At 73.1% G+C, this 24,316-nt stretch carries 17 protein-coding genes; 8 read left to right on the forward strand and 9 right to left on the reverse strand.

The features are described from left to right. Positions 1 to 43: 43 nt before the first annotated feature. Positions 44 to 2,398, reverse strand: coding sequence for an ABC transporter family substrate-binding protein (locus ACFYYB_RS15195; RefSeq protein ID WP_389435688.1), 2,355 nt, complete (start codon positions 2,396 to 2,398; stop codon positions 44 to 46). A gap of 361 nt (positions 2,399 to 2,759) precedes the next feature. Between ACFYYB_RS15195 and ACFYYB_RS15200 the strand changes: the two genes are divergently transcribed. The 7 genes from ACFYYB_RS15200 (at position 2,760) to ACFYYB_RS15230 (ending at position 12,929) form a co-directional block, all read left to right on the forward strand. Beyond that, positions 2,760 to 2,990: a hypothetical protein gene (locus tag ACFYYB_RS15200; RefSeq protein ID WP_389435689.1), complete on the forward strand. Its 231-nt coding sequence runs from the start codon at positions 2,760 to 2,762 to the stop codon at positions 2,988 to 2,990. A 104-nt stretch (positions 2,991 to 3,094) separates the two neighbouring features. Beyond that, positions 3,095 to 3,919 carry a hypothetical protein gene (locus ACFYYB_RS15205; RefSeq protein ID WP_389435690.1) on the forward strand — a complete coding sequence of 275 codons (825 nt, stop codon included), beginning with the start codon at positions 3,095 to 3,097 and terminating at the stop codon, positions 3,917 to 3,919. Further along, positions 3,920 to 5,848: a fumarate reductase/succinate dehydrogenase flavoprotein subunit gene (locus ACFYYB_RS15210; RefSeq protein WP_389435691.1), complete on the forward strand. Its 1,929-nt coding sequence runs from the start codon at positions 3,920 to 3,922 to the stop codon at positions 5,846 to 5,848. It abuts the gene before it with no gap. Beyond that, the gene (locus tag ACFYYB_RS15215; RefSeq protein WP_327304779.1) at positions 5,845 to 6,618 is read left to right on the forward strand and encodes a succinate dehydrogenase/fumarate reductase iron-sulfur subunit; all 774 of its coding nucleotides are present in this window, start codon (positions 5,845 to 5,847) and stop codon (positions 6,616 to 6,618) included. The genes ACFYYB_RS15210 and ACFYYB_RS15215 overlap by 4 nt, the downstream gene beginning before the upstream one ends. An 84-nt stretch (positions 6,619 to 6,702) precedes the next feature. Further along, positions 6,703 to 9,957: a protein kinase gene (locus ACFYYB_RS15220; protein ID WP_389435692.1), complete on the forward strand. Its 3,255-nt coding sequence runs from the start codon at positions 6,703 to 6,705 to the stop codon at positions 9,955 to 9,957. Between the two features lie 61 nt (positions 9,958 to 10,018). Beyond that, the gene (locus tag ACFYYB_RS15225) at positions 10,019 to 12,145 is read left to right on the forward strand and encodes a TPM domain-containing protein (RefSeq protein WP_389435693.1); all 2,127 of its coding nucleotides are present in this window, start codon (positions 10,019 to 10,021) and stop codon (positions 12,143 to 12,145) included. A 64-nt stretch (positions 12,146 to 12,209) separates the two neighbouring features. Beyond that, a complete protein-coding gene (locus tag ACFYYB_RS15230; protein WP_389435694.1) occupies positions 12,210 to 12,929 on the forward strand; it encodes a PspA/IM30 family protein in 720 nt (239 codons plus the stop codon). A 61-nt stretch (positions 12,930 to 12,990) separates the two neighbouring features. Here ACFYYB_RS15230 and ACFYYB_RS15235 read toward each other — a convergent pair whose 3' ends face one another. From ACFYYB_RS15235 to ACFYYB_RS15270, 8 genes are all read right to left on the reverse strand, one after another. Continuing rightward, a complete protein-coding gene (locus ACFYYB_RS15235; protein WP_389436207.1) occupies positions 12,991 to 15,591 on the reverse strand; it encodes a SpoIIE family protein phosphatase in 2,601 nt (866 codons plus the stop codon). A gap of 185 nt (positions 15,592 to 15,776) precedes the next feature. Continuing rightward, positions 15,777 to 16,205 carry an ATP-binding protein gene (locus tag ACFYYB_RS15240; protein ID WP_327304782.1) on the reverse strand — a complete coding sequence of 143 codons (429 nt, stop codon included), beginning with the start codon at positions 16,203 to 16,205 and terminating at the stop codon, positions 15,777 to 15,779. A gap of 167 nt (positions 16,206 to 16,372) precedes the next feature. Continuing rightward, positions 16,373 to 16,795, reverse strand: a complete 423-nt coding sequence (locus tag ACFYYB_RS15245) for a (deoxy)nucleoside triphosphate pyrophosphohydrolase (protein ID WP_389435695.1) — start codon at positions 16,793 to 16,795, stop codon at positions 16,373 to 16,375. Positions 16,796 to 16,836: 41 nt separating this feature from the next. Further along, a complete protein-coding gene (locus ACFYYB_RS15250; protein WP_389435696.1) occupies positions 16,837 to 17,049 on the reverse strand; it encodes an SPOR domain-containing protein in 213 nt (70 codons plus the stop codon). Positions 17,050 to 17,209: 160 nt separating this feature from the next. Further along, positions 17,210 to 18,895, reverse strand: a complete 1,686-nt coding sequence (locus ACFYYB_RS15255) for a purine-cytosine permease family protein (protein WP_389435697.1) — start codon at positions 18,893 to 18,895, stop codon at positions 17,210 to 17,212. A gap of 176 nt (positions 18,896 to 19,071) precedes the next feature. Then, the gene (locus ACFYYB_RS15260; RefSeq protein WP_389435698.1) at positions 19,072 to 19,824 is read right to left on the reverse strand and encodes a GntR family transcriptional regulator; all 753 of its coding nucleotides are present in this window, start codon (positions 19,822 to 19,824) and stop codon (positions 19,072 to 19,074) included. Between the two features lie 132 nt (positions 19,825 to 19,956). Then, positions 19,957 to 21,084 (reverse strand): DUF4190 domain-containing protein, encoded by a 1,128-nt coding sequence (locus tag ACFYYB_RS15265; protein WP_389435699.1) that lies wholly within the window; start codon positions 21,082 to 21,084, stop codon positions 19,957 to 19,959. A gap of 118 nt (positions 21,085 to 21,202) precedes the next feature. Continuing rightward, the gene (locus ACFYYB_RS15270) at positions 21,203 to 22,777 is read right to left on the reverse strand and encodes a S8 family serine peptidase (protein WP_389435700.1); all 1,575 of its coding nucleotides are present in this window, start codon (positions 22,775 to 22,777) and stop codon (positions 21,203 to 21,205) included. A 219-nt stretch (positions 22,778 to 22,996) separates the two neighbouring features. Between ACFYYB_RS15270 and ACFYYB_RS15275 the strand changes: the two genes are divergently transcribed. Further along, positions 22,997 to 24,118 (forward strand): threonine synthase, encoded by a 1,122-nt coding sequence (locus ACFYYB_RS15275; protein WP_389435701.1) that lies wholly within the window; start codon positions 22,997 to 22,999, stop codon positions 24,116 to 24,118. Positions 24,119 to 24,316: the final 198 nt, after the last annotated feature.

Below are 24,316 nucleotides of genomic sequence, written 5' to 3' on the forward strand. Positions count from 1 at the left end.
GGATGCACCCGTTCGTCATCACTTCTTCGCGTTGCTTCCCGTCTTAGTTCTTCGCGTTCTTGTCCTTGGCCGCCTGCGCCGGCTTCTTCCAGCCGATGTCCTGGTAGCGCGGAGCTCCGAGGCCGAAGGCGCCCGCGTTGGTGAGACCCGGCTTCACGGCCACCAGCTCGGGACGCTGGTAGAGCGGGATGGATCCGGCCGTCGCCCAGATCCGGGCGTCGGCCTTGCGCATCAGGTCGCGGGAGGCCGCCTCGTCCAGCTCGCCGAGCGCCTGGTCGAAGAGCTGGTCGATGTGGTCGGTGCCGACCCGGGTGTAGTTCTGTTCGACCAGGAGCGAGCCGTCGGCGGCCGGCTCCGGCTTGGCGAAGATGGGCCGGGCGTCGGTCGCCGGGTAGGCGGTCGCGGGCCACGAGTAGAGCGCCAGGTCGTACTGGCCCGAGGCGATGTGGTCCTTGAAGAAGCTCTCGTCGGCCACCTTGACCAGCTCGGTCTGCACGCCGACCTTGTGGAGCATCTGCGCGATCCGCTCGCCGACCGTGCGCAGCGCCTCCGAGCCGGGGCCGGCCGGCAGGACGAAGCGCAGGGCGAGGGGCTTGCCGTCCTTGGCGAGCATGTTCCCGGAGGTGCGCACGGCCTGCTTGGCGGGGGCCGGGGCGGGGCTGGCCTTGGCCGGGTCCGCCGGTTCGGCCGCGGTCTCGGCGTCGAGGGCCGGGCTGCGCTTGCCGTCGTCCACGGCGTTGGCGGCGTCGGCCTGGGACTGGGCCTCGGCCTGGGCGCGCAGGTGCTGCTCCTGGAGGTCGGCGAAGGGGGCCGGGGCGAGCACCGGGGAGGGGTGGCTCTGCCCGCTCCGGCCCTCCGCCGCGAAGGCGTCGGCGTCGACGATCTCCCCGTCGGGCTGCCCGTCGGGCTGCCCGTCGCCGTTGCGTCCGTCGTCCTGGCCGACGATGTAGAGGCCGTCGTTCCCGGTGCCCGGGCCCGCGGCCGGGACGGAGGGAGTCTTGGAGTCGTCCGTCTCCTTGGAGGCCTCCGAGCCCGCCTTCGCGCCGGCCGGCTCGGTGATCTTGCCGCCGCGGCGCCAGCCGGCGTCCGCGAGCAGGGCCTGCGAGGCCTGGGGGTCCTGGCCGCCCAGGGCGTCGCTGTTGTCGGCGTACGCCTGCTGCCCGGCCAGTGCGAGGTGGCTGCCCACCGGCTTCGCGGGCAGGCCGAGCGGCTTGAGGACGATGTCGGCGAGCGCCTGACGGTCCAGGGCGCGGGCCACGGCGCGGCGCACCCGCTCGTCCGCGAGGGGGCCGCTCGCCCCGTTCATCGCGAGCTGCGTGTAGGCGGGCTCGAGGGACTTGCGGACGGTGAACCCGCGCAGGGCGCCCTGCTCCTCGGCGTACCGCTTCACCGACTCCGCGTGCTTCTGGCGGGTGGCCTGGGCCTCCTTGGCCTTGTCCTCGTCCAGGCCGAAGGCCAGCGCCCACGAGAGGGTGGCCTGCGCGGCCGTCACCGAGGCGGCCGGGCCGTGGGCCCCGTCGGCCTTGGCGGCGTCGCGGCGGGCCAGGGCGATCCGGTCGGCCCCGGTGCGGTCGATCTCCGCCAGGTCGAGCTTGCCGGCGGCCAGCGCGGCGGGGCGTTCGGAGCGGGGCACCGCGGTGAGGACGAGGGTGTCGAGCTTGGCGGGGCTGCCCCACCAGCGCGGGTTGCGGGTCAGCGAGGCCGTGCCCGTCTTCTTGTCGATGGCGCCCAGCCCGAAGGGCCCCGCGGTGACCTTCAGGGCGCCCCGGGCCCCCTCGTTGAAGCTCTCCGGGGTGCCGGTGACCTGCTTGGGGTAAAGGGGGCTGAAGAGGGAGCGCCAGTCGGCGTACGGCCGGACGAAGGTGACCTTGACCTCCAGGTCCGTCTTGCCGCGCTCGATCTTCTCGATCCGGTCGTACCCGGCGTTGCGCGCCGTCCAGTACGCGGAGTCCTTGCCGTTCAGCGCCCGCCACTGGGAGACGAAGTCGGCGGCGCCGATCTCGCGGCCGTCGCTCCAGACCGCCTGCTGGTTGAGCTTGTACAGGACGACCTGCTTGGGCTCCCGCTCGACGACCTCGGCCTTCTCCAGGTAGTCGGGGTTGGCCACCGGCCGCCCCTTGCCGTCCAGCACGAACAGCTGGGGCAGTACCGCCCCGGCGATCCGGTTGGTGGTGGTGTCCGCGTCGGCCTGGAAGGCGTTGAGGGTGCCCGGCATGGAGTCCACCGCCCACCGCAGCACCCCGCCGTCCTTGACCTTGTCGCGGGTGGTGGCCGCGATGTCCTGCCCGGCGGCGGCCGGGCCGCCCTCGTCGTCACCCGCGCCGCAGCCCGCGAGCAGCGGCAGTGCAAGAACTCCCGAGGTCAGGAGCGCCAAGGACCTGCGCCTTCTCTGGGACATGGGTGGTACCTCCGGGACGGGGCGTGGGGGGAGCCGTGAAAGGGGATGTTTTGATCACGTTCGGCGGTATATGGAGCTGATCACACTGGGTGCCGAAACCCACTGAAATCGACACCCCGCCGCACCCACCGCAGCCGACCCTCGCCACGCCGCGAACCCCACCCGTGCGGACCAATCCGGCTTGCTTTCCGGGCCGGCGTTCCCCCGTACGAGGGACGGGAACGGGTACGGGAGGGGCGCACGGTTCGCGACCGCACGCCCGCAATCGCTGCACGTCCCTTCACAACGGGGGATGTGAGGCGCGACACTCGCAGGCGCACATGAGCGTTGCCACCGCACCCAGCGGAAGTGAGGGCAAGTCATGTCCCTGCAAGACGATTTGACCGCCGTACGGCGCAACCTGAACGAGCTGGTCCGCTCCGTGGAGCAGCTGGAGCAGGGCCTCAAGGGCGCTGCCCGGCAGGCACCGGCCGCCTCCCGGCCTCCCGGGGAGGGCGGGATGATCAGCGTCCCGGACACCCCGTACGACAGCACGCTGTGGACGGACGCCGACGACGAAGGTCTCGGAGCCCGCGACCGCCGCGCCCCCTGACGCGCGCCTCCCGCACACCCCACCGCCCCACCGGACCCGGTCACCCGCAGCGACGGCGGCCGGGTCCCCCGGGGCACCCCTCATCACTCCACCCGGAGTCCCTCTTGGCCACAGGCACCCAACCATCGCCACAGCGGCCCGGCGGCGTCCACGACGCCTCGCGGGCCGCGATACCGGCCCGGCACCTGCGGACCGACCGGTGGTGGCTCTCGCCCGCCGGCACCGCGGCCGGGCTGCTCGCCTTCATCGTCTACTCGACCTGGCGGGCCTTCGCCAACGCCGACTACTACGCGGCGCCGTACGTCTCCCCGTTCTACTCCCCGTGCCTCGCGGAGAACTGCGCGGACATGCGCGGCGGCCCGAACCTCGACCTCTTCGGCAGCTGGTGGGGCCTGTCCCCCGCGCTGCTGATCCTGGTCTTCCCGCTCGGCTTCCGGCTGACCTGCTACTACTACCGCAAGGCCTACTACCGGGGCTTCTGGGCCTCGCCGCCCGCCTGCGCCGTCGCCGAGCCGCACGCCTCGTACAGCGGTGAGACGCGCTTCCCGCTGATCTTCCAGAACATGCACCGCTACTTCTTCTACGCGGCGCTGCCGGTGGCGGGCATCCTCACCTACGACACCGTGCTGACCTTCCGCGACGAGCACTACGCGTGGGGCCACATGGGCCTGGGAACGCTGCTGTTCCTGGTCAACATCGGGCTGATCTGGGCGTACACCCTGTCCTGCCACTCCTGTAGGCACATCATGGGCGGCCGCCTGAAGCACTTCTCCCAGCACCCGGTGCGCTACCGCCTGTGGGGCTGGATCAGCCGCCTCAACACCCGTCACATGCAGCTGGCCTGGGCCTCGCTGATCAGCGTCGCCGCCTGCGATTTCTACGTGTACCTGGTGGCCAGTGGCGCCTTCACCGATCCGAGGTTCTTCTAAATGACCCAAGTGGAACGGCAGCAGTGGGACGTGGTCGTCGTCGGGGCCGGCGGTGCCGGGCTGCGGGCGGCGATCGAGGCGCGCGAGCGGGGCGCCCGTACGGCCGTGATCTGCAAATCCCTCTTCGGCAAGGCCCACACCGTGATGGCGGAGGGCGGGATCGCCGCCTCCATGGGCAACGTCAACGAGGGCGACAACTGGCAGGTGCACTTCCGCGACACGATGCGCGGCGGGAAGTTCCTGAACCAGTGGCGGATGGCGGAGCTGCACGCCAAGGAGGCCCCGGACCGGGTCTGGGAGCTGGAGACCTGGGGCGCGCTCTTCGACCGCACGCCGGACGGGAAGATATCGCAGCGCAACTTCGGCGGGCACGAGTACCCGCGGCTCGCGCACGTCGGCGACCGGACCGGGTTGGAGCTGATCCGCACCCTCCAGCAGAAGATCGTCCAGCTCCAGCAGGAGGACTTCAAGGAGTACGGGGACTACGAGGCCCGGCTCAAGGTCTTCCAGGAGTGCACGGTCACGCGCGTCCTGAAGGACGGCGAGCGGGTCTCCGGGACCTTCTGCTACGAGCGGGAGACCGGGCGGTTCTTCGTCTTGGAGGCCCCGGCGGTGGTGCTGGCCACGGGCGGGATCGGGAAGTCCTTCAAGACCACGTCGAACTCGTGGGAGTACACGGGCGACGGCCACGCGCTGGCGCTGCTCGCCGGGGCCCCGCTGCTGAACATGGAGTTCGTGCAGTTCCACCCGACCGGCATGGTCTGGCCGCCCTCGGTCAAGGGCATCCTCGTCACCGAGTCGGTGCGCGGCGACGGCGGGGTGTTGCGCAACAGCGAGGGCAAGCGGTTCATGTTCGATTACATCCCGGACGTGTTCAAGGAGAAGTACGCGCAGTCCGAGGAGGAGGGCGACCGCTGGTACGAGGACCCGGACCACAACCGGCGCCCGCCCGAGCTGCTCCCCCGCGACGAGGTGGCCCGGGCCATCAACTCCGAGGTCAAGGCCGGGCGCGGGTCCCCGCACGGCGGGGTGTTCCTGGACGTGTCCACCCGGATGCCGGCGGAGAGGATCAAGCGGCGGCTCCCGTCGATGTACCACCAGTTCAAGGAGCTGGCAGACGTGGACATCACCGCCGAGCCGATGGAGGTCGGCCCGACCTGCCACTACGTGATGGGCGGCATCGCGGTCGAGTCCGACACGGCCGCCACCCTCGGGGTACCGGGCCTGTTCGCCGCCGGTGAGGTCGCGGGCGGGATGCACGGCTCGAACCGGCTCGGCGGGAACTCCCTCTCCGACCTGCTGGTCTTCGGGCGCCGGGCCGGGCTGCACGCGGCCGAGTACGCGGCCCGCGACGCCCCGGCCGTCGGCGGGCGCCCCGAGGTGTCCCAGGCGCAGATCGACGCGGCCGCCGCGGAGGCGCTGGCCCCGTTCCACGCCGCCGAGGGCGCGGAGAACCCGTACACCCTCCACCAGGAGCTCCAGACGGCGATGAACGACCTCGTCGGGATCATCCGCCGGGAGGGCGAGATGGCCCAGGCGCTGGAGAAGCTCGCGACCCTGCGCGTACGGGCCTCCCGGGCCGGGGTCGAGGGGCACCGGCAGTTCAACCCGGGCTGGCACCTGGCCCTGGACCTGCGCAACATGCTGCTCGTCAGCGAGTGCGTGGCCCGCGCGGCCCTGGAGCGCACCGAGAGCCGGGGCGGGCACACCCGTGAGGACTGCCCGGCGATGGAGCGGTCCTGGCGGCCGGTGAACCTGCTGTGCCGGCCGGTGGCCGTGCCCGAGGGAAACCTCGCTCCCGCCGACCCGGCCGCGGACCGGATCGAACTGACCCGGGTGCGGACCGACCCCATCCGACCGGACCTGCTCGCGCTCTTCGAGAAGGAAGAGCTGGTCAAGTACCTCGCCGAAGAGGAGCTGTACGAGTGAGTAGCTACGATGCCGCGTTCCGGATCTGGCGGGGCGACGCGGAGGGCGGTGAGCTGCGCGACTTCACCGTGGAGGTGAACGACGGGGAAGTGGTCCTGGACATCGTCCACCGGCTCCAGGCCACCCAGGCGTCCGACCTCGCGGTGCGGTGGAATTGCAAGGCGGGCAAGTGCGGTTCGTGCAGCGCGGAGGTCAACGGGCGGCCGCGGCTGATGTGCATGACGCGGATGTCGACCTTCTCCCGCGAGGAGACGATCACCGTGACCCCGCTGCGGGCCTTCCCGGTGGTCCGCGACCTGGTGACGGACGTGTCCTTCAACTACCAGAAGGCGCGCGAGGTGCCCGCGTTCGTGCCGCCCGCCGGGGTGGCTCCCGGCGAGTACCGGATGCAGCAGATCGACGTGGAGCGCTCGCAGGAGTTCCGGAAGTGCATCGAGTGCTTCCTGTGCCAGGACACCTGTCACGTGGTGCGCGACCACGAGGAGAACAAGCCCGCCTTCGCCGGTCCGCGCTTCCTGATGCGGGTGGCGGAGCTGGACATGCACCCGCTGGACGCGGCGGCCGAAGCGGGCCTGGACCGCAAGCGCACGGCGCAGGAGGAGCACGGGCTCGGCCTCTGCAACATCACCAAGTGCTGCACGGAGGTCTGCCCCGAGGGCATCAAGATCACCGACAACGCCCTGATCCCGCTGAAGGAGCGGGCCGTGGACCGCAAGTACGACCCGCTCGTGTGGCTGGGGAGCAAGATCGGGCGTCGCTCCGGTCGATAGCCGCCCCCAATCGTTCACTTGGCAGGACAGAATGCCCCCTGAGCAACGTCGTTGACGTGGAGTCAGGGGGCATTCGCGGTGCGGGTGGGGGATCAGCTGACGGGCCGGTACCGCCTCGAACAGCGGCTCGGCAAGGGCGGCTTCGGCGAGGTGTGGCGGGCGTTCGACACGGCACTGGACCGGGCCGTGGCGGTGAAGGTGCTCCTGGAGACGGCCATGTCCGACGAGGCGGTCGCCCGCTTCCGGCGCGAGGCCACCATCGGGGCGCGGCTCCAGCATCCCGGCATCACCGTCGTGCACGACGTGGGCCAAGAGGACGAGCGGCTCTTCATCGTCATGGAGCTGCTCGCCGGTGAGGACCTGCGCACGGCGCTGACCCGGGCTCCGGGCGGGCTGCCGGTGGCGGTCGCACTGGATCTCGCGGCCCAGACCGCCGAGGCGCTGGCCGCCGCGCACGAACGCTCCGTGATTCACCGGGACTTGAAGCCCGCCAACCTCTTCCTGCTGCCCGGAGGGCGGCTGAAGATCTGCGATTTCGGCATCGCGCACTCCTCGGACGCCACGGCCGGCTGGACGGTCACCGGCCGGATCTTCGGCAGCCCGCCGTACATGGCCCCCGAGCAGTGGCGGGGCGAGCGGGTGGACGCCCGGTGCGATCTGTACGCGCTGGGGGGCGTGCTGTACGCGCTGCTGAGCGGGGAGCCGCCCTTCGGGGAGGCGGAGGTCCCCTACGTCCTGATGCGCCGGCACATCGAGGACCGGCCGCGCCCGCTGCGGGAGGCCGGCCCGCCGGTTCCGCCGGAGGTGGAGCGGCTGGTGGGGCAGCTGCTGGAGAAGGCCCCGGCGGACCGGCCGGAGTCGGCGGACGCGGTGGCCGCGGAGCTGCGGGCGCTACTGCGGGCGGGGGCGGGCGCTGCGGTGGGCTCGGAGGTGCCCGCGGGGCGTACGGCTCCGGCGGCGACGGGCGGTGCGGCGGCTCCGGGGGCCGTGCCGGACCGGCCGGCACCGGCGGGCGCTGCCGGGGGCGGCTTCGGGCCCGTGTCCGTGTCCGTCCCGGACACCGGGAACGGCTTCGGGCCCGCCTCCGTGTCCGCGCCGGACACCGGGGGCGTGCCCGCGGCGGCCGCCGTGCCGGACACCGGGGCCGTTCCCGTTCCCGTACGGGAGTTCGTACGGGAACTGCTGCTGGAGGCCGAGGAGTCGCTCCGGGCCCTGCCCGCCGGCGCCCAGGCGCGGATCGAGGTGCTGGCCGTCGCCGCCGATGCCGCGGCCCGCTTCGACGGCGGGCTCGCCGGTCGGCTGCTGGCCGACGCCGAGGCCGCCGCGTGGGCCGGCGACGGGGGCGACGGGGCTCGGGCGGCCCGGCTGCTGACCGGGCTGGCCAAGGACGTCTCCGCGCACGCCCCGGCCCGGGCCCGGCGGCTGCTGACCGACGCGCAGCAGGCGCTGTTCACGGTGTTCGGCTCCAACCGGTCGGGCCCGCTGCGCGCGGTGGCGGAGGAGCTGGCCCGGGTGGCGCCGGAGCAGGCCGCGCGTATCGCGGCGGACCACTTCGCCGACAGCCCGGCCGAGAAGCGGCTCGGCGCCCGCATCGCCACGGCCGTCGCGGCGGCCGACCCCGCCGAGGCCGAACTGCGCCTCGCGCTGATCCAGGACGCCGGGCTGCGCGGGGCCGCCACCTACGACACGGTGCTGGCCGTCGCCCCGAACGATCTGGCGGCGGCCCTGCGGCTGAGCGAGCGGATCGGCTCCGCCGGGGGCCGGCTGCTGGCGCTGTGCCAGGTGGCGCGCGACCGCGCGGCGGCCGGGGACGCGGCGGGCGGGTCCCGGGCGCCGAAGCAGGCCGAGGAGGAGCTGCCCCGGTTCCTGGAGGAGCGGGCGGCCTGGCTGCGCGAGGAGGCCGCGCACCACACCGAGCAGGGACGGCTCGTACAGGCGGAGCGGCTGCGGAACCAGGCCTCCGGCCTGCTGCGCCGCCACCCGCAGGAGGCCGCCGACGAAAAGGCCCGCCACGCCCTGGACTCAGTGGCCTCGGCCCGCGCCGCCGTCGAGCGGGAGGGCCGGCCGCCGCTGGACCCGACCGTGGCGCGGGAGCGCGCGGGACGGGCCCGGAATCTGCCCGACGCGGCGGAACGGGCACGCTCGCTGGCCCGGATCGCCCGGGAGTGCGTGGCGACGGCCGGGGTGCCCTGGTTGCCGGAGACCGCCGCCGATGCCGGGAGCCCCCTGCCGGCGGGTACGACGGTCACCGGTCGCGACGGGACCGTGCTGCGCGGGCGCGCGGCGGCCCCCGGTGTTCGGGCGTGGCACACGAGCGCCCGGCCGGCCGGCCTGTCCGCGGCCGGTGCGCGCGTGGTGTGGCGCAAGGGGACCGAGGTGGGCTGCGTACGGGTGGACGCGGGCGCGACGCTCTGGACGGCGTACGCCGACGAGGGCGCGGCCGCTCCGCCGCTGCCGGGGACCGGGCCGCTGCTGGTGTCCTGCGAGGCGGACGCGGCCACGGTGTACGTCCAGGTCCGGCGGGACGACGCGGCGGGGGTGCGGCTGCTGGCGCGCGATCCGCGCGACGGGCGGGTGCGGTGGTGGCGGGACCTGCCCGCGGAGCGGCCGCTGCGCAGCGCCGGGCCGGTGCTGGTGCTCGGTGCGCCCGGTGATCTGACGGCGCTGCGGGCCGCGACGGGCGAGGTCCTGTGGCGGCGGACGCTCCCGGACCCCGCCACCCGCTCCCCCGCGGCGGTGGGCGACTGCCTGGTACTGGCGGACGACCGGCTGGTCCAGGCCCTGCACCTGCCGACCGGCCGCCCGGTGTGGTCCTTCCCCCGGGCCCGCCCGGAGGAGCGCGCGCTGCACGGGCACCAGCTGTCCGGCGGCCCGGTGCACCTGCTGGACGGGGGCGCGCTCCTGGCCCTGGACCGGGCCACCGGCCGGGAGCTGTGGCGGTTCGCGCTGGGCACGCCGGCGGAGCGGCTGCTCATCGAGCGGGGCACGGTGTACGCGGCGGCGCACCGCCCGGACCAGGGCGCGGACCTGGTCTTCGCGCTCGACGCCGGGACCGGTGCGCTGCGCTGGCAGCGGGCGCTGACCCGGCGCGAGGGCCGGGTGTGCGCCCTCGACCTGCTGGGGCTGCGCCCGGGCGGCCTGTACGTCAAGGTCCCGCGGGGCGGACGGCGCGGCCTTCTGGGCCGCTCCGCGGACCCCTTCGTCACGGTCCTGGACCCGGCGACCGGCAAATCCCGCCGCCAGTGGGAAGAGCCTGCGCTCGCCCAGGGGGACACCCTCCTGGTCGGCGACCGCCTCGTCCTGTCCCGTCCCGAACTCACGGGGTACGCCCTGCCGTGACCCCGGCCCGTGCGGCGATCTCCGGGTGCGGGTGTATGAAACGGCCCATACGCTCCCAAATGTGACGCCGCCAAAGAGACGCACCACCACCGCGATATCCCTCCGGGCCGCCCTCGCCCTGGCCGCCGCCGGCCTCGCGCTCGGCGGCTGGGCGACGGCCGTCGCTCCGGCCGCCCGAGCCGACGATCCGGTCACGCTGTCCCAGCAGGGGCAGATCACCGACCGCGTGGGCGCCCTGGGCGACCGCAAGCCCGAGGTCACCGCCGCGCTGGACAAGCTCTACGCCGACCGGAAGGTCCAGCTGTTCGTCACGTACGTGCGCGACTTCTCCGGCCGGTCCGCGCAGAGCTGGGCCGACGCGACCGCCCAGAAGAACGGCCTCGGCCAGAACGACGTCCTGCTGGCCGTCGCCACCGGGGCCCGGCAGTACGCCTATTCGGCCGATGTCGACTCGGGATTCACCGAGGCACAGCTCGCGGCGGTCGCGCAGACCGCCATCGAGCCGGCCCTCAAGCAGAACGACTGGGCGGGCGCCGCGATCGGCGCCGCCAACGGATACGACGCGGTCCTGGGCGGGCTGCCCGTACCGGCGCCGGCCATCGTCCCCGGCGAGGCGGATCCCGGAGGAGCCGCGGCGAGCGGCGAGAGCGGCGCCGGGGACTTCGTCCTCCCGGTGGTCGCGGTCGGCGCGGCCGGCGCCCTCGGGGCGTACGCGTACACCCGCCGCAAGCGCAAGCAGGCGGGCGGCGGCAGCGGCGGCTCGAAGACCACCGGCTGGCCGGGGCAGGGGCCCGCCCCCGTTCCGCTGCCCGAGCTGGACGCCAAGGCCAAGGCCATGCTGGTGGAGACGGACGACGCGATCCGCACCAGCACCGAGGAACTGGGATTCGCCACCGCGCAGTTCGGCGAGGAGGCGGTGGCGGCCTTCACGCAGGCGGTGGAGTTCGGGAAGGGCGAGCTGACGGCCGCCTTCCGGCTGCGCCAGCAGCTCGACGACGCGTACCCGGAGGACGACGCCACCCGCCGCCGGATGCTCGACGAGATCGTGGCCCGCTGTACGGAGGCGAGCCGGCGGCTCGACGCCGAGACCGCGGACTTCGACCGGCTGCGGGACCTGGAGAAGAACGCCCCGCAGGCACTGGCGACCGTGGAGGCCCACTTCCGCGCCCTGACGGGCCGTACGACCACGGCGGAGGCCACCTTGACGGCGCTCGGCCGCCAGTACGCGGACTCCGCGGCGGCGCCGGTGGCCGCCAACCCCGAACAGGCCAAGGACCGGCTGCTGTTCGCGACGACCAGCCTCGGCGAGGCCCGCGCCGCGATCGACTCCGGCGACAACGGCAAGGCCGCCGTGCACGTCCGGGCGGCCGAGGGCGCCGTGGACCAGGCGGCCACCCTGGTCGACGCGGTGGAGCGGCGCGCGCAGGAGCTGGCGGAGGCGGCCGGGAAGCTGCCGGGCGCACTGAGCGAGACGGACACGGACCTCGCCGACGCGCGCGGGCTGCTGACCGGCACCACCGAGGGCTCGACCGGCGATCTGCGCGGCCGGATCAGCCGGGCGGAGGCCGTACTGGCCGGCGTACGGCAGGAGCAGGGCGCCGGCCGGTACGACCCGATGGACGCGCTGCGCCGCGTGGAGGAGGCCGACGCGGCCCTCGACGAGGCGCTGGCCGGGGCCCGCGAACGGGAGTCGGGCCGCCAGCGCGCCGCGGCCCTGCTCGACCAGGCCCTGCTGACGGCCCGCAGCGCGATCGGCGCGGCCACGGACTACATCACCACCAGCCGGGGCGCGATCGGCAGCCAGGCCCGCACCCGGCTGGCGGAGGCCCAGCGCCACCTGGAGCGGTCCACGTCCCTGGCGGCCTCGGACCCGGCGGGCGCGCTCGCCGAGGCGCAGCAGGCGGACTCCCTGGCGCGCCAGGCGCAGCAGCTGGCCGAGCAGGACGTACGGGGCTACCAGAACCCGTACGGCGGTGGCGGCCGGCAGCAGGGCGGCGGCATGGGCGGCGCGGTGCTCGGCGGGATCATCCTCGGCGAGATCCTGGGCGGCGGCCGGGGCGGCGGCGGCTTCGGCGGCGGTGGGGGCGGAGGCTTCGGCGGCGGCTTCGGCGGGGGCGGCGGACGCGGCCCCGGCTCCTTCGGCGGCGGCGGCACCCGCGGCCGCATGGGCGGCGGCGGCCGCTTCTGACACGCACTCCCTCTTCACACCCACTCCCCCCTCCCCCTCCCCGGTTCCCAAGGAGACAGAGCACATGAGCAAGCAGAGCATCCTCGGCCGCGTCACCCAGCTCGCCAAGGCCAACATCAACTCGCTGCTGGACCAGGCGGAGGACCCGCAGAAGATGCTGGACCAGCTCATCCGCGACTACACGAACAACATCTCCGAGGCGGAGCAGGCCGTCGCCACCACCATCGGCAATCTGCGGATGCTGGAGGCGGACCACAAGGAGGACGTGGACGCGGCCGCGGAGTGGGGCGGCAAGGCCCTCGCGGCGAGCAAGAAGGCCGACGAGCTGCGGACGTCCGGGTCGGCGGCCGACGCCGACAAGTTCGACAACCTCGCGAAGGTCGCGCTCGGCCGCCAGATGCAGTCGGAGAAGGAGGCGAACACGGCCGCGCCGACGATCGCCGCCCAGACCGAGGTGGTCGACAAGCTGAAGTCGGGCCTGGACTCGATGAAGACCAAGCTGACGGAGCTGACGGCGAAGCGCGACGAGCTGGTTTCGCGGGCCAAGACCGCTCAGGCCCAGAACACGATGATGGACGCGGTCAAGAACATCGACGTGCTCGACCCGACCAGCGACATCGGCCGCTTCGAGGAGAAGGTCCGGCGCGAGGAGGCCATGGCCCTGGGCAAGCAGGAGCTGGCCGCCTCCTCCCTGGACGCGCAGTTCGAGTCCCTGGACGACCTCGGCAAGACCTCGGAGATCGAGGCCCGGCTGGCCGCCCTGAAGGCCGGCAAGGCCGCCTGACCGTCCTGCCGGTGCGGGCCGCTCCCACCGGGGGCGGCCCGCACCCGTGTCCGGCCGGGCCTCACCCGTACATGCTCAGCAATTGCTCCGCCGACAGCTCCGCCACCGATTCCGCCACCGCGCCCGGGAGCGGGAGTTCGAACCAGACCGTCTTGCCCCGGTGGGTGCGGCGGGTGCCCCACCCGGCGGACAGCAGCCCGACCAGCTGGAGGCCGCGGCCGCCCTCGTCGGTGTCCCGCGCCCGGCGCCGGCGGGGCTGGACCAGGTTGGCGTCCCAGACCTCGCAGACCAGGGTCCGGTCCAGCAGGAGGCGCAGCCGGATCTCGCCCTCGCCGTACCGCAGGGCGTTCGTGACGAGCTCGCTCACCAGGAGTTCCGTGGTGTCGAGCAGTCCCTCCAGGCCCCACGCGGGCAGCTTCGCCCGGGCCAGCTCGCGGGCCCGGCCCACCGAGCGGGCCTCGCGCGGGAGCTGCCAGTCGCCGACCGCGTCCACGGGAAGGCCCTGGACCCGGGCCATCAGCAGCGCGATGTCGTCCTCGCCGTGCCGGGTGTCCAGGGTGTTCAGGACGTGGTCGCAGACCTCCTCCAGCGGGCGCGAGGGGTCGGCCAGCGCGTCCCGCAGGCCGCGCAGTCCCTCCTCCAGCGGGTGGGTCCGGGATTCGACCAGCCCGTCGGTGTAGAGCGCGAGCAGTGCGCCCTCCGGGAGTTCGACCTCGACCTCCTCGAAGGGTTCGCCGCCCACGCCCAGCGGCATCCCGGTCGGGATCTCCAGCAGCAGTCCGGGGCGTGGCGTGCCGCCCTCCTCGACCGGTTCCACCAGCACGGGCGGCATGTGGCCGGCGTTGGCGATGGTGCAGCGCCGGGTGACCGGGTCGTAGACGGCGTAGACGCAGGTCGCGAGGTACACCTCGGAGCGGTCGGCGTCCCGCGAGTGCAGTGCGGCCCGGGAGGCCTGCTGGGAGCCGCCGGGCGCGCCGAGGCCCCGGGCGATCTCGTCCAGCGCGGTCAGCACCTCCGCCGGTTCCAGGTCCAGCAGCGCGAGGGTCCGTACGGCGGTGCGCAGTTCGCCCATGGCGACGGCGGCCCGCAGTCCGCGGCCCATGACGTCGCCGACGACCAGTGCCGTACGGTGCCCGGGCAGTTCGATGACGTCGAACCAGTCGCCGCCGACCTCGGTGGCGGCGTTGCCCGGCAGGTAGCGGCAGGCGATGTCGAGGCCGGCGGCCTCCGGGTCGCCGGGGGGCAGCAGGCTGCGCTGGAGTATCAGCGCGCGCTCGTGTTCGCGCCGGTAGAGCCTGGCGTTGTCGATGCACACGGCGGCTCGCGCGGCGAGCTCCACCGCGACCGCCCGGTCCCGTTCGCCGAAGGGCTCGCTGCCCTTGGTGCGGGAGAACTGCGCGAGCCCGACGACCGTGTCGTGCGCGACCAGCGGGACGACGAGCGTGGACTGCACGAGGTCCCCGGACTCGGGTCCGCCGCCCTCCACCAGCCGGGGCCGCGCCGTCCGCAGGGCGAAGGCCCCCGGCGAGCCGGCCGGGTAGCGGTGCACCTCCCCTACGGAGACCAGCGCGCCCGGACCCGACAGCGGCGCGTCCGACACGGCCGAGGAGAAGGCCACCCGGCGCAGCGGCGCCGAGGGGGCGCGTCCGGGTCCGTAGCCGGGCAGGCTGGGCACGCCCGGGCCCTGGGGGCGGGCGGGGCGGTCGTCGTCGCCGAGCAGCAGCCCCTGGTAGAGGTCGACCGCGGCCAGGTCGCAGAAGCCCGGGACGGTGACGTCGAGGAGTTCGCGGGCGGTGGTCTCCAGGTCGAGGGAGTTGCCGATGCGGTGTCCGGCCTCGTTCAGCAGGGCCAGGTTGCGCCGGACCCCGGCGGCCTCGCGGGCGGCGAGGTGGCGGCGGGTCACGTCGATGCCGATGCCGGCGACTCCGATGGGCCGGCCGGTGCCGCCGTGGACCCGGTAGAGGTTGATGGACCAGTGACGGTTGTCCCGGCTGCCGGGGGCGGCGCCGGTGATCTGGAGGTCGTTGACCGAGTCGCCGGTTTCCAGGACCCGGCGCAGCGCCTCGGCCATCCGGTCGGCCTCGTGCGCGGGGAGGTAGTCGTGGACGGTGCGGCCGCGGTGCTCCTCGGCGGCGCCGCCGAAGACGGTCGCGAAGCGGCGGTTGGCCCGCTGCACGGTGAGGTCCGTACCGAAGAGCAGGAACCCGAAGGGAGATTGACCGAAAATCGCCTGCGAGGCGGCCAGATCGGATTCGATCCGGCGCAGCGCGCGGACGTCGACCACGACGCAGAGCGCGGCCCGCTCGGCGGTTTCGGTCTGGGTCGGCATCACATAGATCTCGGCCACCCCGTGCGCACCATCGCCGCCGGGGATCCGGAACGGGATCAGGCCGGTCCATTCCTTGCCGTCGAGGATCTCGGCCACCCGGCGGTGCGCGCCGGCGCGCAGCTCCGGGGGCATGAAGGCGTCGACGGGGTCGCGGCCGACGGCCTCGGCCGCGGTCAGCCCGAAGAGTTCCTCGGCGCGCAGACTCCACTGGTCGATCAGCCCGTCGGGCCCGATCGAGAAGGAAGCGACCTTTATGTAGTCATATATCGAGCCAGGCGGGCTGCTGTGCCACAGGGAGTCGCGCCAGGTCTCCCCCGACGCGTCCCCGGGCACACGGGCCTGATGTGCCTGTACAGGTATCTCGCTCACGCGACCGTCCCCTCCAGCTCACCGCAACCGGACCGGCCATGACCGAAGTATTCAGCACCACGGCGCTCTACGACACGGCCTTCGCGATCACAAAAAGATCCCGTTGTTTTCCGGCCAACCCTTGTGATCGTCGACGGGCCCTCACCTTGTTACTCACCAGGAAGAGCCAATTCGAACCACACGGTCTTGCCCGACTTCCCGTGACGGGTCCCCCAGCGCTGTGCGGAGACGGCCACGAGGTGGAGCCCGCGACCCCCCTCATCGTCGGGCTCGGCCACACGTTCGCGGGGTGGATCCGGAAGCGGATCCGAAACCTCCACGAGAAGTGCCGGACCCGAAGGAGCGTCCGCGACGGCTGGATTGCGCCGTACCAGACGGACTCCGATGGGGCCGGAGGCGTACCGCAGGGAGTTGGTGACCAGCTCGCTGACCAGCAGGACGGTGACGTCGCCGACGGAGTCGAGACCCCAGTCGCGCAGCGTGCCGCGCACCGCGTGGCGGGCGGTGCGGACGGCACCCGGTTCGGCGGGAAAGGCCCATTCGGCGCATTCACCGTCTGTGTCGATCACGCCGATCACTTCCCGGGCCGGCTGGCGACCCCAGTCCGGTTCGACAGGGAGAACAGAGCCTCGCGTACACGTTGAAGATAGGGATTAATAGCGACATACCCGATATTCGGGGCGTCGTACCACTCGGTCCCCCACGGAACGGCGCACTGTGGCGCAGACGGCCTAGCGCGTGCGCGTCACGCGCCCCCGCGGACGCCGTCCCGGGCTTCGGCGCTCAGCCGGCGGCCCGCCTCGGCGACGGCCGGGCGGTCCTGGTCCAGCCAGTCCACCGAGTCCAGCTCCTCCGGCCCCAGCCAGCGCAGCTCGTCGTGGTCCTCCAGCGGGAGCGGATCGCCCGAGAGCAGCCGGGCCGTCCACACGTGCAGGACGAGGCCGGGCTTCAGCGGCCACTCCCCCGGGATCCGCTCCAGCGCCTCGGTCTCCACGCCGAGCTCCTCGCGCAGCTCGCGCACGAGCGCCTCGGGTACGGACTCACCCGGCTCGGCCTTGCCGCCGGGAAGCTCCCAGCGGCCGGCGAGCTCGGGGGGCGCGCTCCGGCGGGCGGCCAGCAGGCGCCCCTCATGACAAAGGGCTCCGCCCACGACCACTCGTACAGTCATGGGACGGAGCCTATGGCAGCGGCGACGGTGCGCCGCACCGCTCAGTTCCTCGTGCCGGTCCGGCCGGCGGTGGTGTCCTGGCCGAGCTGGCCGAACCGCTCGATCCAGTAGAGCTGCTTGTGTCCTCTGCTTTCGAGGCTGTCGGCGACCTTCTGGGCCTCGGCCCGGGTGGCGTACCGGCCCACCCGGTAGCGGTTGCCGTTGTCGTCCTCACGTATGACCAGCCACGGGAGCAGGGCACCGCTGTCGTTCATCGCGTTTCACCCTCCGCCGACGTACCTGCCCGGGAAACCGCATTGCGCATATGCCCGAGCCTACGCCCGACCTTTACTCAGCGGATACGGTTTTTCACGAAGAGGTACCTCGCAGGCGTACGCATCCGGCCATGCGTACGAGTGGGCCGTGCGCGCCGGTTCAGACCCCGCGCACGGTCGGCAGCGGGAGGATCACGGCGCCGCCCGGGTTCCCCTTGCGGCAGACGTCCCCGCAGGTGGCGTCGAGGGAACAACAGAGCGAGCAGATCGCGCCGGAGACGACGGGGCAGTCGGCGATGTCCGGGAGCTCGTACGCGGACTCGCAGACGGAACAGACGTGCGTGGCGGTGACGTCCTCGACGACCACGTCGGGGCCGTTGACCGTGTTCGGCCTGGCCAGGTAGTACTTCCCCTTCGTCGCCCAGGCGATCAACGGGCAGAGGACGAGCGCGAGTCCGGCCGCGATGAAGGTGGAGAAGGCCTCCGCGTATGTCCCGAAAAGGCCGAAGAAGGCGAGGATCGAAACGGTGGAAGCGATCACCATCGAGCCGAAACCGGCCGGATTGACCGAGTAGAGGTAGGCCCGCTTGAACTCGATGTACGGCGGGCTGAGCCCGAGCCGCTTGTTGATCACGAGGTCGGCGGCGACGGCGACGATCCAGGCGATGCCGACGTTGGAGTAGAAGCCCAGCAGCTTGCCGAGCATCGCGAACATGTTCAGCTCCATCAGCGTCAGCGCGATGCCGAGGTTGAGGAAGATGTACCAGACGCGGCCGGGGTGGCGGTGGGTGACGCGGGAGAAGAAGTTCGACCAGGACAGCGAGCCGCTGTAGGCGTTCGTGACGTTGATCTTGATCTGGGACACGATGACGAACAGCGCGGCGACGGGCAGTGCGAGTCCGCCGAGCCAGGGGCGCAGCGCCTCCAGCTGCGGGGCGATCGGCTCCAGCGCGTGGGTCTTGCCGACGGCCTCCAGGGCGACGAAGGCGAGGAAGGCCCCGCCGAGCTGCTTGGCGGCGCCGATGATCACCCAGCCGGGGCCGGCGGCGAGCACGGCGAGGTTCCAGCGGCGGCTGTTGGCCGGGGTCTTGGCGGGCATGAACCGCAGGTAGTCGGCCTGCTCGCCGATCTGCGCGATGAGCGAGAGCGCGATGCCGGTGCCGAATCCGAAGCCGATCCACGAGAACCCGGAACCGGTTCCCTCCGTCCCGCCGAAGTGCGCGAAGGCGCCCCAGGAGTCGGGGGCCTCGAAGGCGAGCACGAGGAAGGGCAGGACCAGCCCGATCAGCCAGATCGGCTGGGTCCAGGCCTGCACCTTGGCGAGGGCGCCCATGCCCTTGAAGACGATCGGGATGACGATCAGCGTGGTGAGCAGGTACCCGATCTCCACCGGCAGTCCGACGGCCTGGTGCATGGCCTGGGCCATGATCGAGCCTTCGAGCGCGAAGAAGATGAAGGTGAAGGAGGCGTAGATGAGGGACGTGAGGGTGGAGCCGAAGTACCCGAAGCCCGCGCCCCGGGTCACCAGGTCCATGTCCAGGCCGTACCTGGCGCACGCGCGGGCGATGGGGATGCCGGTCAGGAAGATGACGACGGCCGCGGCCAGGATCGCGGCGGCCCCGCTGGTGAAGCCGTAGGCGAAGACGATGGAGGCGCCGATGGCGAAGTCGGCGAGGTAGGCGATCCCGCCGAGGGCGGTGCCGGCGACGGTGCCGGGGCCCCAGCGGCGGAAGGAGTGGGGCGCGTATCTGAGCGAGTAGTCCTCGCGGCTCTCGTCGGCGGCGAGCTTGGCGTAGCTCCGGCGGGGTGGCGCGGGCGCCGGGGCCGGGGTGACGGTATCGGTCATACCGCCGGAAGGTAGGGCCCGCGCGTGACGGCCCCTCACCCTCCGGCGTTGCCCGGCGGTTACGCCCACGGCCTCCGCGTCACGGCGGGGTTACACCCCGCGGACCCCCTGTCCGCTGTCCGGTGCGGCGGGCTCCGCCGCTGCGTCCCGGCTCGCCGCCGTTGCGGGCGCCGGGTTCACCTCACCGGCAGGTGGTACGCCAGGCGGTAGCGGTCGGCCGGGACGATGACGTCCGCGGTTTCCACGGCGCGGCCGGACGCGAAGTACGTGCGGCCGATCACCAGGACCACGTGCCCCGGCACCCCGCCGAGCTGCATGCTCTCCTCCGCCAGGCCCGGTCGCGCCCCGACCTCCTCGACCACGTTGTCGACGACCACGTCGATCGCCGCCATCCGGTCCACGACCCCCGCGCCGCCGAGCGGTCCCTCCTCCGGCAGCATCACCGGCGTCCGCCCGGTCACGGTCAGCGGCTCCCAGGAGGTCGACAGCATCATCGCCTCGCCCGCGTCGCGGTACACGTACCGCGTCCGCATGACCCGCTCGCCCGGCTCGATGCCGAGCCGTTTCGCGATGTCCTCCGGGGCGGCGGCCTGTTCGCTGCTGGAGTCCCAGGTGCCGCGCGCGCCCGCCTCCGCCTGCTCCTGCCGGAAGGGGGTCGAGACCCCGCCGGTGCGGTAGCCGGAACGGGCGACGCGCCGCGGGACGGGTTGCTCTCGTACGTACGTGCCGGATCCGGACCGGCCCTCGACCAGGCCCTCCGCCATGAGGACCTTGCGCGCCTCCAGTGCCACCGTGTCGGAGACCCCGTACTCCTCGCGGATCCGGGCCTGCGAAGGGAGCCGGGCGTGCGGAGGCAGGGACCCATCGACGATCTTCCGTCGCAGATCACCGGCGACGCGCAGATAGGCCGGCTGCTCGCCGAAAGTCACAGGCCACTCCCATCAGGTTGACAGACAGCTACACCCTGGCAACCGACGGTTGTCCCCCGCAAGCAAGGGCCAGAGTTTCACCCGAAGTGATGAAGCCTGGTCACTCAAACCCACGCGTCACAGCAGCACCAATCACGCCGACGCCCGTTCCACGGACGGCCCGCCCGAAGCGTCGCCCTGCGGCTCCTCCAGCCACTCCGGCACCGTCGTCGACAGACCGTACGCCCCGCGCAGCGCCTTCTCCGGCGCCACCGGCAGCTCCGCGAGCGCCCGGTCCCAGGCCTTCGTGAAGCCGTCCCCGGTCTTCGCCTCCGCGGCCCGCCGCCACTCCTGCCGCGCCGCCTCCACGCGCTCGCGCTGCACTCCCGCCGGCCCGGCCACCTGCGGCCGCGCCGCCGTCGCCCCGTCGAGCATCCGCGACTCCGCGGCCAGCACCCCGTCCATCTCCCGCGCCCAGGCCCGGTACTCCTCCAGCGCCTCGTCCACTTCCGCGTCGGGCGCGTGGCCCAGGGCCAGATCGGCGGCGTTCATCGCCCTCAGGAAGGCCACCTGGTCCGGTGCCAGCACCCCCGCATCCTTGCGCAGACTGCCCCGCTGCTCCTGCTCCGCCGTGCCGATCACGCACACGAGCAGCCGGTCCCCGCCCTCCCACCGCTCGCGCGAGGGCGCGAAGTAGAACATCTCCGCGTACGGGGGCAGCGCCCAGGTGTCCATCGCGTACGCGTCCTGCGCGCGCCAGCAGTCCTCGGCCGACGACTCCTTCAGCTCCTCCTCGCCCGGGAACCGCGTCCCGCCCAGCTCGCGCGCGAGGGTGACCTCGGCGTCGTGGACCCGCGAGCAGGCGATCCGGTACACGAAGGGGTTCTCGTCGAGCAGGTCCCCGCCGGGGACGTTGAAACAGGAGCCGACGGCCAGCTCGCCGAGGTCGGCCGGCCGGCCCTCGACGTCCTCGTAGGGCTCGGCCGCGCCCATCGCACGGGCCCGCGCGAAGAAGGTGTCCGCGGCCCGCTCCGCGCCGAGGACCAGCACACCGGACATCAGGACCGACACCACCAGGCCGAGGACGGCGAGCACCTTGCCCCGCTCGCCCTTCTTCCCGATCTGCACGAGGGCCACGATCCCGAAGACGATCCCGAGGGGCGGGAAGCAGAGCAGCCCCACGAGCAGGGAGGCGAGCGCGAAGCCGTTGAGCGGCGGCGGACCGTACGCGTACCCCTGCGGGGGCGGGGCGGGCCACTGGTAGGGGGGCTGGGTGCTCACGGGGCTCCAGGAACGGGGCGAACGAATGCGCGAATGGTACGCATCGGGGACGACCGCCGAAACGGTCGCCCCCGAGGTTCATCGCGTCACGTCATCGCATGTCACTGGCGCCCGGGCGTCAGAACTGGAGCGCCCAGGAGTCGATCTTGCCGGTGTCGACGTTCGCGTTGTCGTTGACCCGGAGCTTCCACACGCCGTTGGCGACCTCGGAGGAGGCGTTGACCGTGACGGACTTGATGATGTTGTCCGCACTGCCGCCGGTGCGGTTGTGCAGGTTGTACAGGGTGCCGTCGGGGGCGACGAGGTCGACCTTCAGGTCACCGATGTACGTGTGCTTGATGTCGACCGAGACGCTCAGCGCGGCCGGGGCGTTGCCGGAGATCCCGCTGACGGTGATCGGCGAATCGACGGTGGCGTTGTCGGCGATCGCGTAGTCGGCGAGGTTCTCGAAGCGGGTGCCCGGGTTCGGCGGGGTGGTGGAGGTGCCGATGTTGAGCAGCCGGTTCGGGGAGCCGGTGCCGGGGCTGGTCACCACGTTCGGCGTGGCCGCGTTCACCAGGGCCGTGGAGACCTGGGCCGGGGTGGCGGCGGGGTTGGCCGCGAGGTAGAGGGCGGCGGCGCCGACCACGTGCGGGGTGGCCATCGAGGTGCCGGAGATGGTGTTCGTGGCGGTGTCGCCGGTGCCCCACGAGGAGGTGATGTTGGAGCCCGGGGCGAAGAGGTCCAGGATCGCGCCGTAGTTGGAGTAGCTGGCCTTGGCGTCGGTGTTGGTGGTGGCGCCGACGGTGATGGCCTCGGCCACGCGGGCCGGGGACTTGGTGTTGGCGTTGGTGGACTCGTTGCCCGCCGCGACGCCGTAGGTGATGCCGCTGGCTATGGAGTTGCGGACCGCGGTGTCGAGGGCGGAGTCCGCGCCGCCGCCGAGGGACATGTTCGCCACGGCCGGCTTGACGGCGTGCGCCGTCACCCAGTCGATGCCGGCGACGACCTGGGCGGTCGTACCGGAGCCGTTGTTGTCGAGCACGCGCACGCCGACGATCTTCGCCTTCTTGGCCACGCCGTACGAGGTGCCCGCGACGGTGCCGGCGACGTGCGTGCCGTGGCCGTGGCCGTCCTGGGCGGTGTTGTCGTTGTCGATGGCGTCGAAGCCGTCGGAGGCGCGGCCGCCGAGGTCCTGGTGGGTCTTCCGGACGCCCGTGTCGATGATGTACGCCGTCACGCCCTCCCCGGCCTTGTCCGGGTAGGTGTAGCTCTGGTTCAGCGGGAGGGCCGTCTGGTCGATCCGGTCCAGGCCCCAGGACGGCGGGTTCGGCTGGGTGGTGTCGACGGTGAACACCCGGTTCTGCACGACGGACTTGACGGCGGGGTCGGCGGCGAGCTTCCTGGCCTGCGCCTCGGAGACCTCGACGGAGTAGCCGTTGAGGGCGGCGCTGTAGGTCCGGTCGATCCGCGCGCCGTACCGCTTGGCCACGGCCTTCCCGCTGGCGGCGGTGGAGCGCGCCGCGGAGTCGTGCAGGGTCACGATGTAGCTGCCGGAGACGGTGCCTTCGGCGCCGGCGTTCTCGATGACGCCCTGCGGGGCGCTCGGGGCCGCCGAGGCGGGTAAGGCGAGGGTGGCTCCGAGGGCGAGGGCCAGTGTGGCGGTCGCTCCGATGCCGGCGATCCTCCGGCGGGTGTGACGCGTCGCGGACATGTGAGGGTCCTCCTCATAGGTGGTGCGCTGCGGGGGGTGCGCGGCCGGTGGGCGATGCCGTCAGGGCATGTTTTTAGACATGCCCATGTCAATCAATTCGGCCCAACGATGCGCCGCTGACGAAAGGTTGACCCACGGAGTCGCTCCACCACAAGAGGACAACGAACGCGTAACATCCGTGCCATACCTCGGCCATGAACGAGCAAAGGCTCACCGCACATGACGCACGCACTACCCGGCTACGTCTGCGCCGAAGACGGCACCCGCGGTGACGCCCGGACGGCCCCCTGGTGCTGCCCGATGTGCGGCGGCCCGTGGGACCTCGACTTCGTCCCCGACCCGGACGCCGTGCTGGATCCCGCGGCCGGCCCCCACTCGCTCTGGCGCTACGGCCCCGCACTGCCGCTCACCGGGGCGTTCTCGGTCACGCTGGCCGAGGGGAACACCCCGCTGGTACCGCTGTCGGAGCGGGTGCACGCCAAGCTCGACTTCCTGATGCCCACGCTGTCCTTCAAGGACCGCGGCGCGGTGATGCTCGCGGAGGTCGCGCGCCGGCTGGGACCGGAGCGGGTGGTGGCCGACAGCAGCGGCAACGCCGGGACCGCCTTCGCGGCCTACTGCGCACGGGCCGGGCTGAGCTGCGAGGTCTTCGTGCCGGAGGGCACCTCGGCGAAGAAGACGGAGCAGATGCGCGCGCACGGCGCGACGGTGACGGTGGTGCCGGGCGGACGCGAGGCGGCGGCGGTGGCGGCCCGCGAGGCGGCGGACCTGCCGGGGGTGTTCTACGCCAGCCACGTCTTCAACCCGTACTTCCTGCACGGCACCAAGACGTACGTCTACGAGATCTGGGAAGCGCTGGGCGGCCACCTCCCGGAGGTGATCGTCGTCCCGGTCGGCAACGGCACGCTGCTGCTCGGGGCCGCGCTGGCGGTGGAGGAGCTGGCCCGCCGCGGGGTCCGCCCGCCGACGCTGATCGCCGTCCAGTCGGCGGCCGTCGCCCCGCTGGCCTCCGCCTTCCACGCGGGCGCCGAGGACGCCGCGGCCGTACCCCAACTCCCCACCCTGGCCGAGGGGATCGCGATCCCGGCTCCGCCGCGGGCCCGCCAGATCCTGGCGGCCGTCCGGAAGGCGGGCGGCACTTTCCTGACCGTCACCGACGACCGCGTCCGTGCGGCGCAGCTCGACCTGGCCCGGCGCGGGCTCTTCGTGGAACCCACGGCCGCCGCCTGCTGGGCCGCGGTCGGGCCCACCGCCCCCGAGGACCCCCTCCAGGGCCGCACCGCCGTCGTCCCGCTCTGCGGGGCGGGCGCCAAGACGGGCCTGGCGGCGCCGGCGGGCTGACGGGGGGCCGACCGGAGCGGCGTCCGACTGCCCTGGGCGGGCGTCCGACCGACCGGGGCGGGCGGGCGTCCGACCGACCGGGGCGGGCGGGCGTCCGACCGACCGGGGCGGGCGGGCGTCCGACCGACCGCCCGACGGCCTCCCGGCCGGGGCGCCCCGCTCCGGGGACCCCGCGATGGGTGCACGGGCCAACGACAT

Origin of the sequence: Streptomyces sp. NPDC002886 (assembly GCF_042888445.1) — a bacterium.
In the GTDB taxonomy this organism is placed as follows: domain Bacteria; phylum Actinomycetota; class Actinomycetes; order Streptomycetales; family Streptomycetaceae; genus Streptomyces.

What these genes read in the sequence shown, in the direction of transcription:
- ACFYYB_RS15195 (WP_389435688.1), bottom strand. Translation starts at nt 2,398, where the DNA reads ATGTCCCAGAGAAGGCGCAGGTCCTTGGCGCTCCTGACCTCGGGAGTT.
- ACFYYB_RS15200 (WP_389435689.1), top strand. Translation starts at nt 2,760, where the DNA reads ATGTCCCTGCAAGACGATTTGACCGCCGTACGGCGCAACCTGAACGAG.
- ACFYYB_RS15210 (WP_389435691.1), top strand. Translation starts at nt 3,920, where the DNA reads ATGACCCAAGTGGAACGGCAGCAGTGGGACGTGGTCGTCGTCGGGGCC.
- ACFYYB_RS15230 (WP_389435694.1), top strand. Translation starts at nt 12,210, where the DNA reads ATGAGCAAGCAGAGCATCCTCGGCCGCGTCACCCAGCTCGCCAAGGCC.
- ACFYYB_RS15245 (WP_389435695.1), bottom strand. Translation starts at nt 16,795, where the DNA reads ATGACTGTACGAGTGGTCGTGGGCGGAGCCCTTTGTCATGAGGGGCGC.
- ACFYYB_RS15250 (WP_389435696.1), bottom strand. Translation starts at nt 17,049, where the DNA reads ATGAACGACAGCGGTGCCCTGCTCCCGTGGCTGGTCATACGTGAGGAC.
- ACFYYB_RS15255 (WP_389435697.1), bottom strand. Translation starts at nt 18,895, where the DNA reads ATGACCGATACCGTCACCCCGGCCCCGGCGCCCGCGCCACCCCGCCGG.
- ACFYYB_RS15270 (WP_389435700.1), bottom strand. Translation starts at nt 22,777, where the DNA reads ATGTCCGCGACGCGTCACACCCGCCGGAGGATCGCCGGCATCGGAGCG.
- ACFYYB_RS15275 (WP_389435701.1), top strand. Translation starts at nt 22,997, where the DNA reads ATGACGCACGCACTACCCGGCTACGTCTGCGCCGAAGACGGCACCCGC.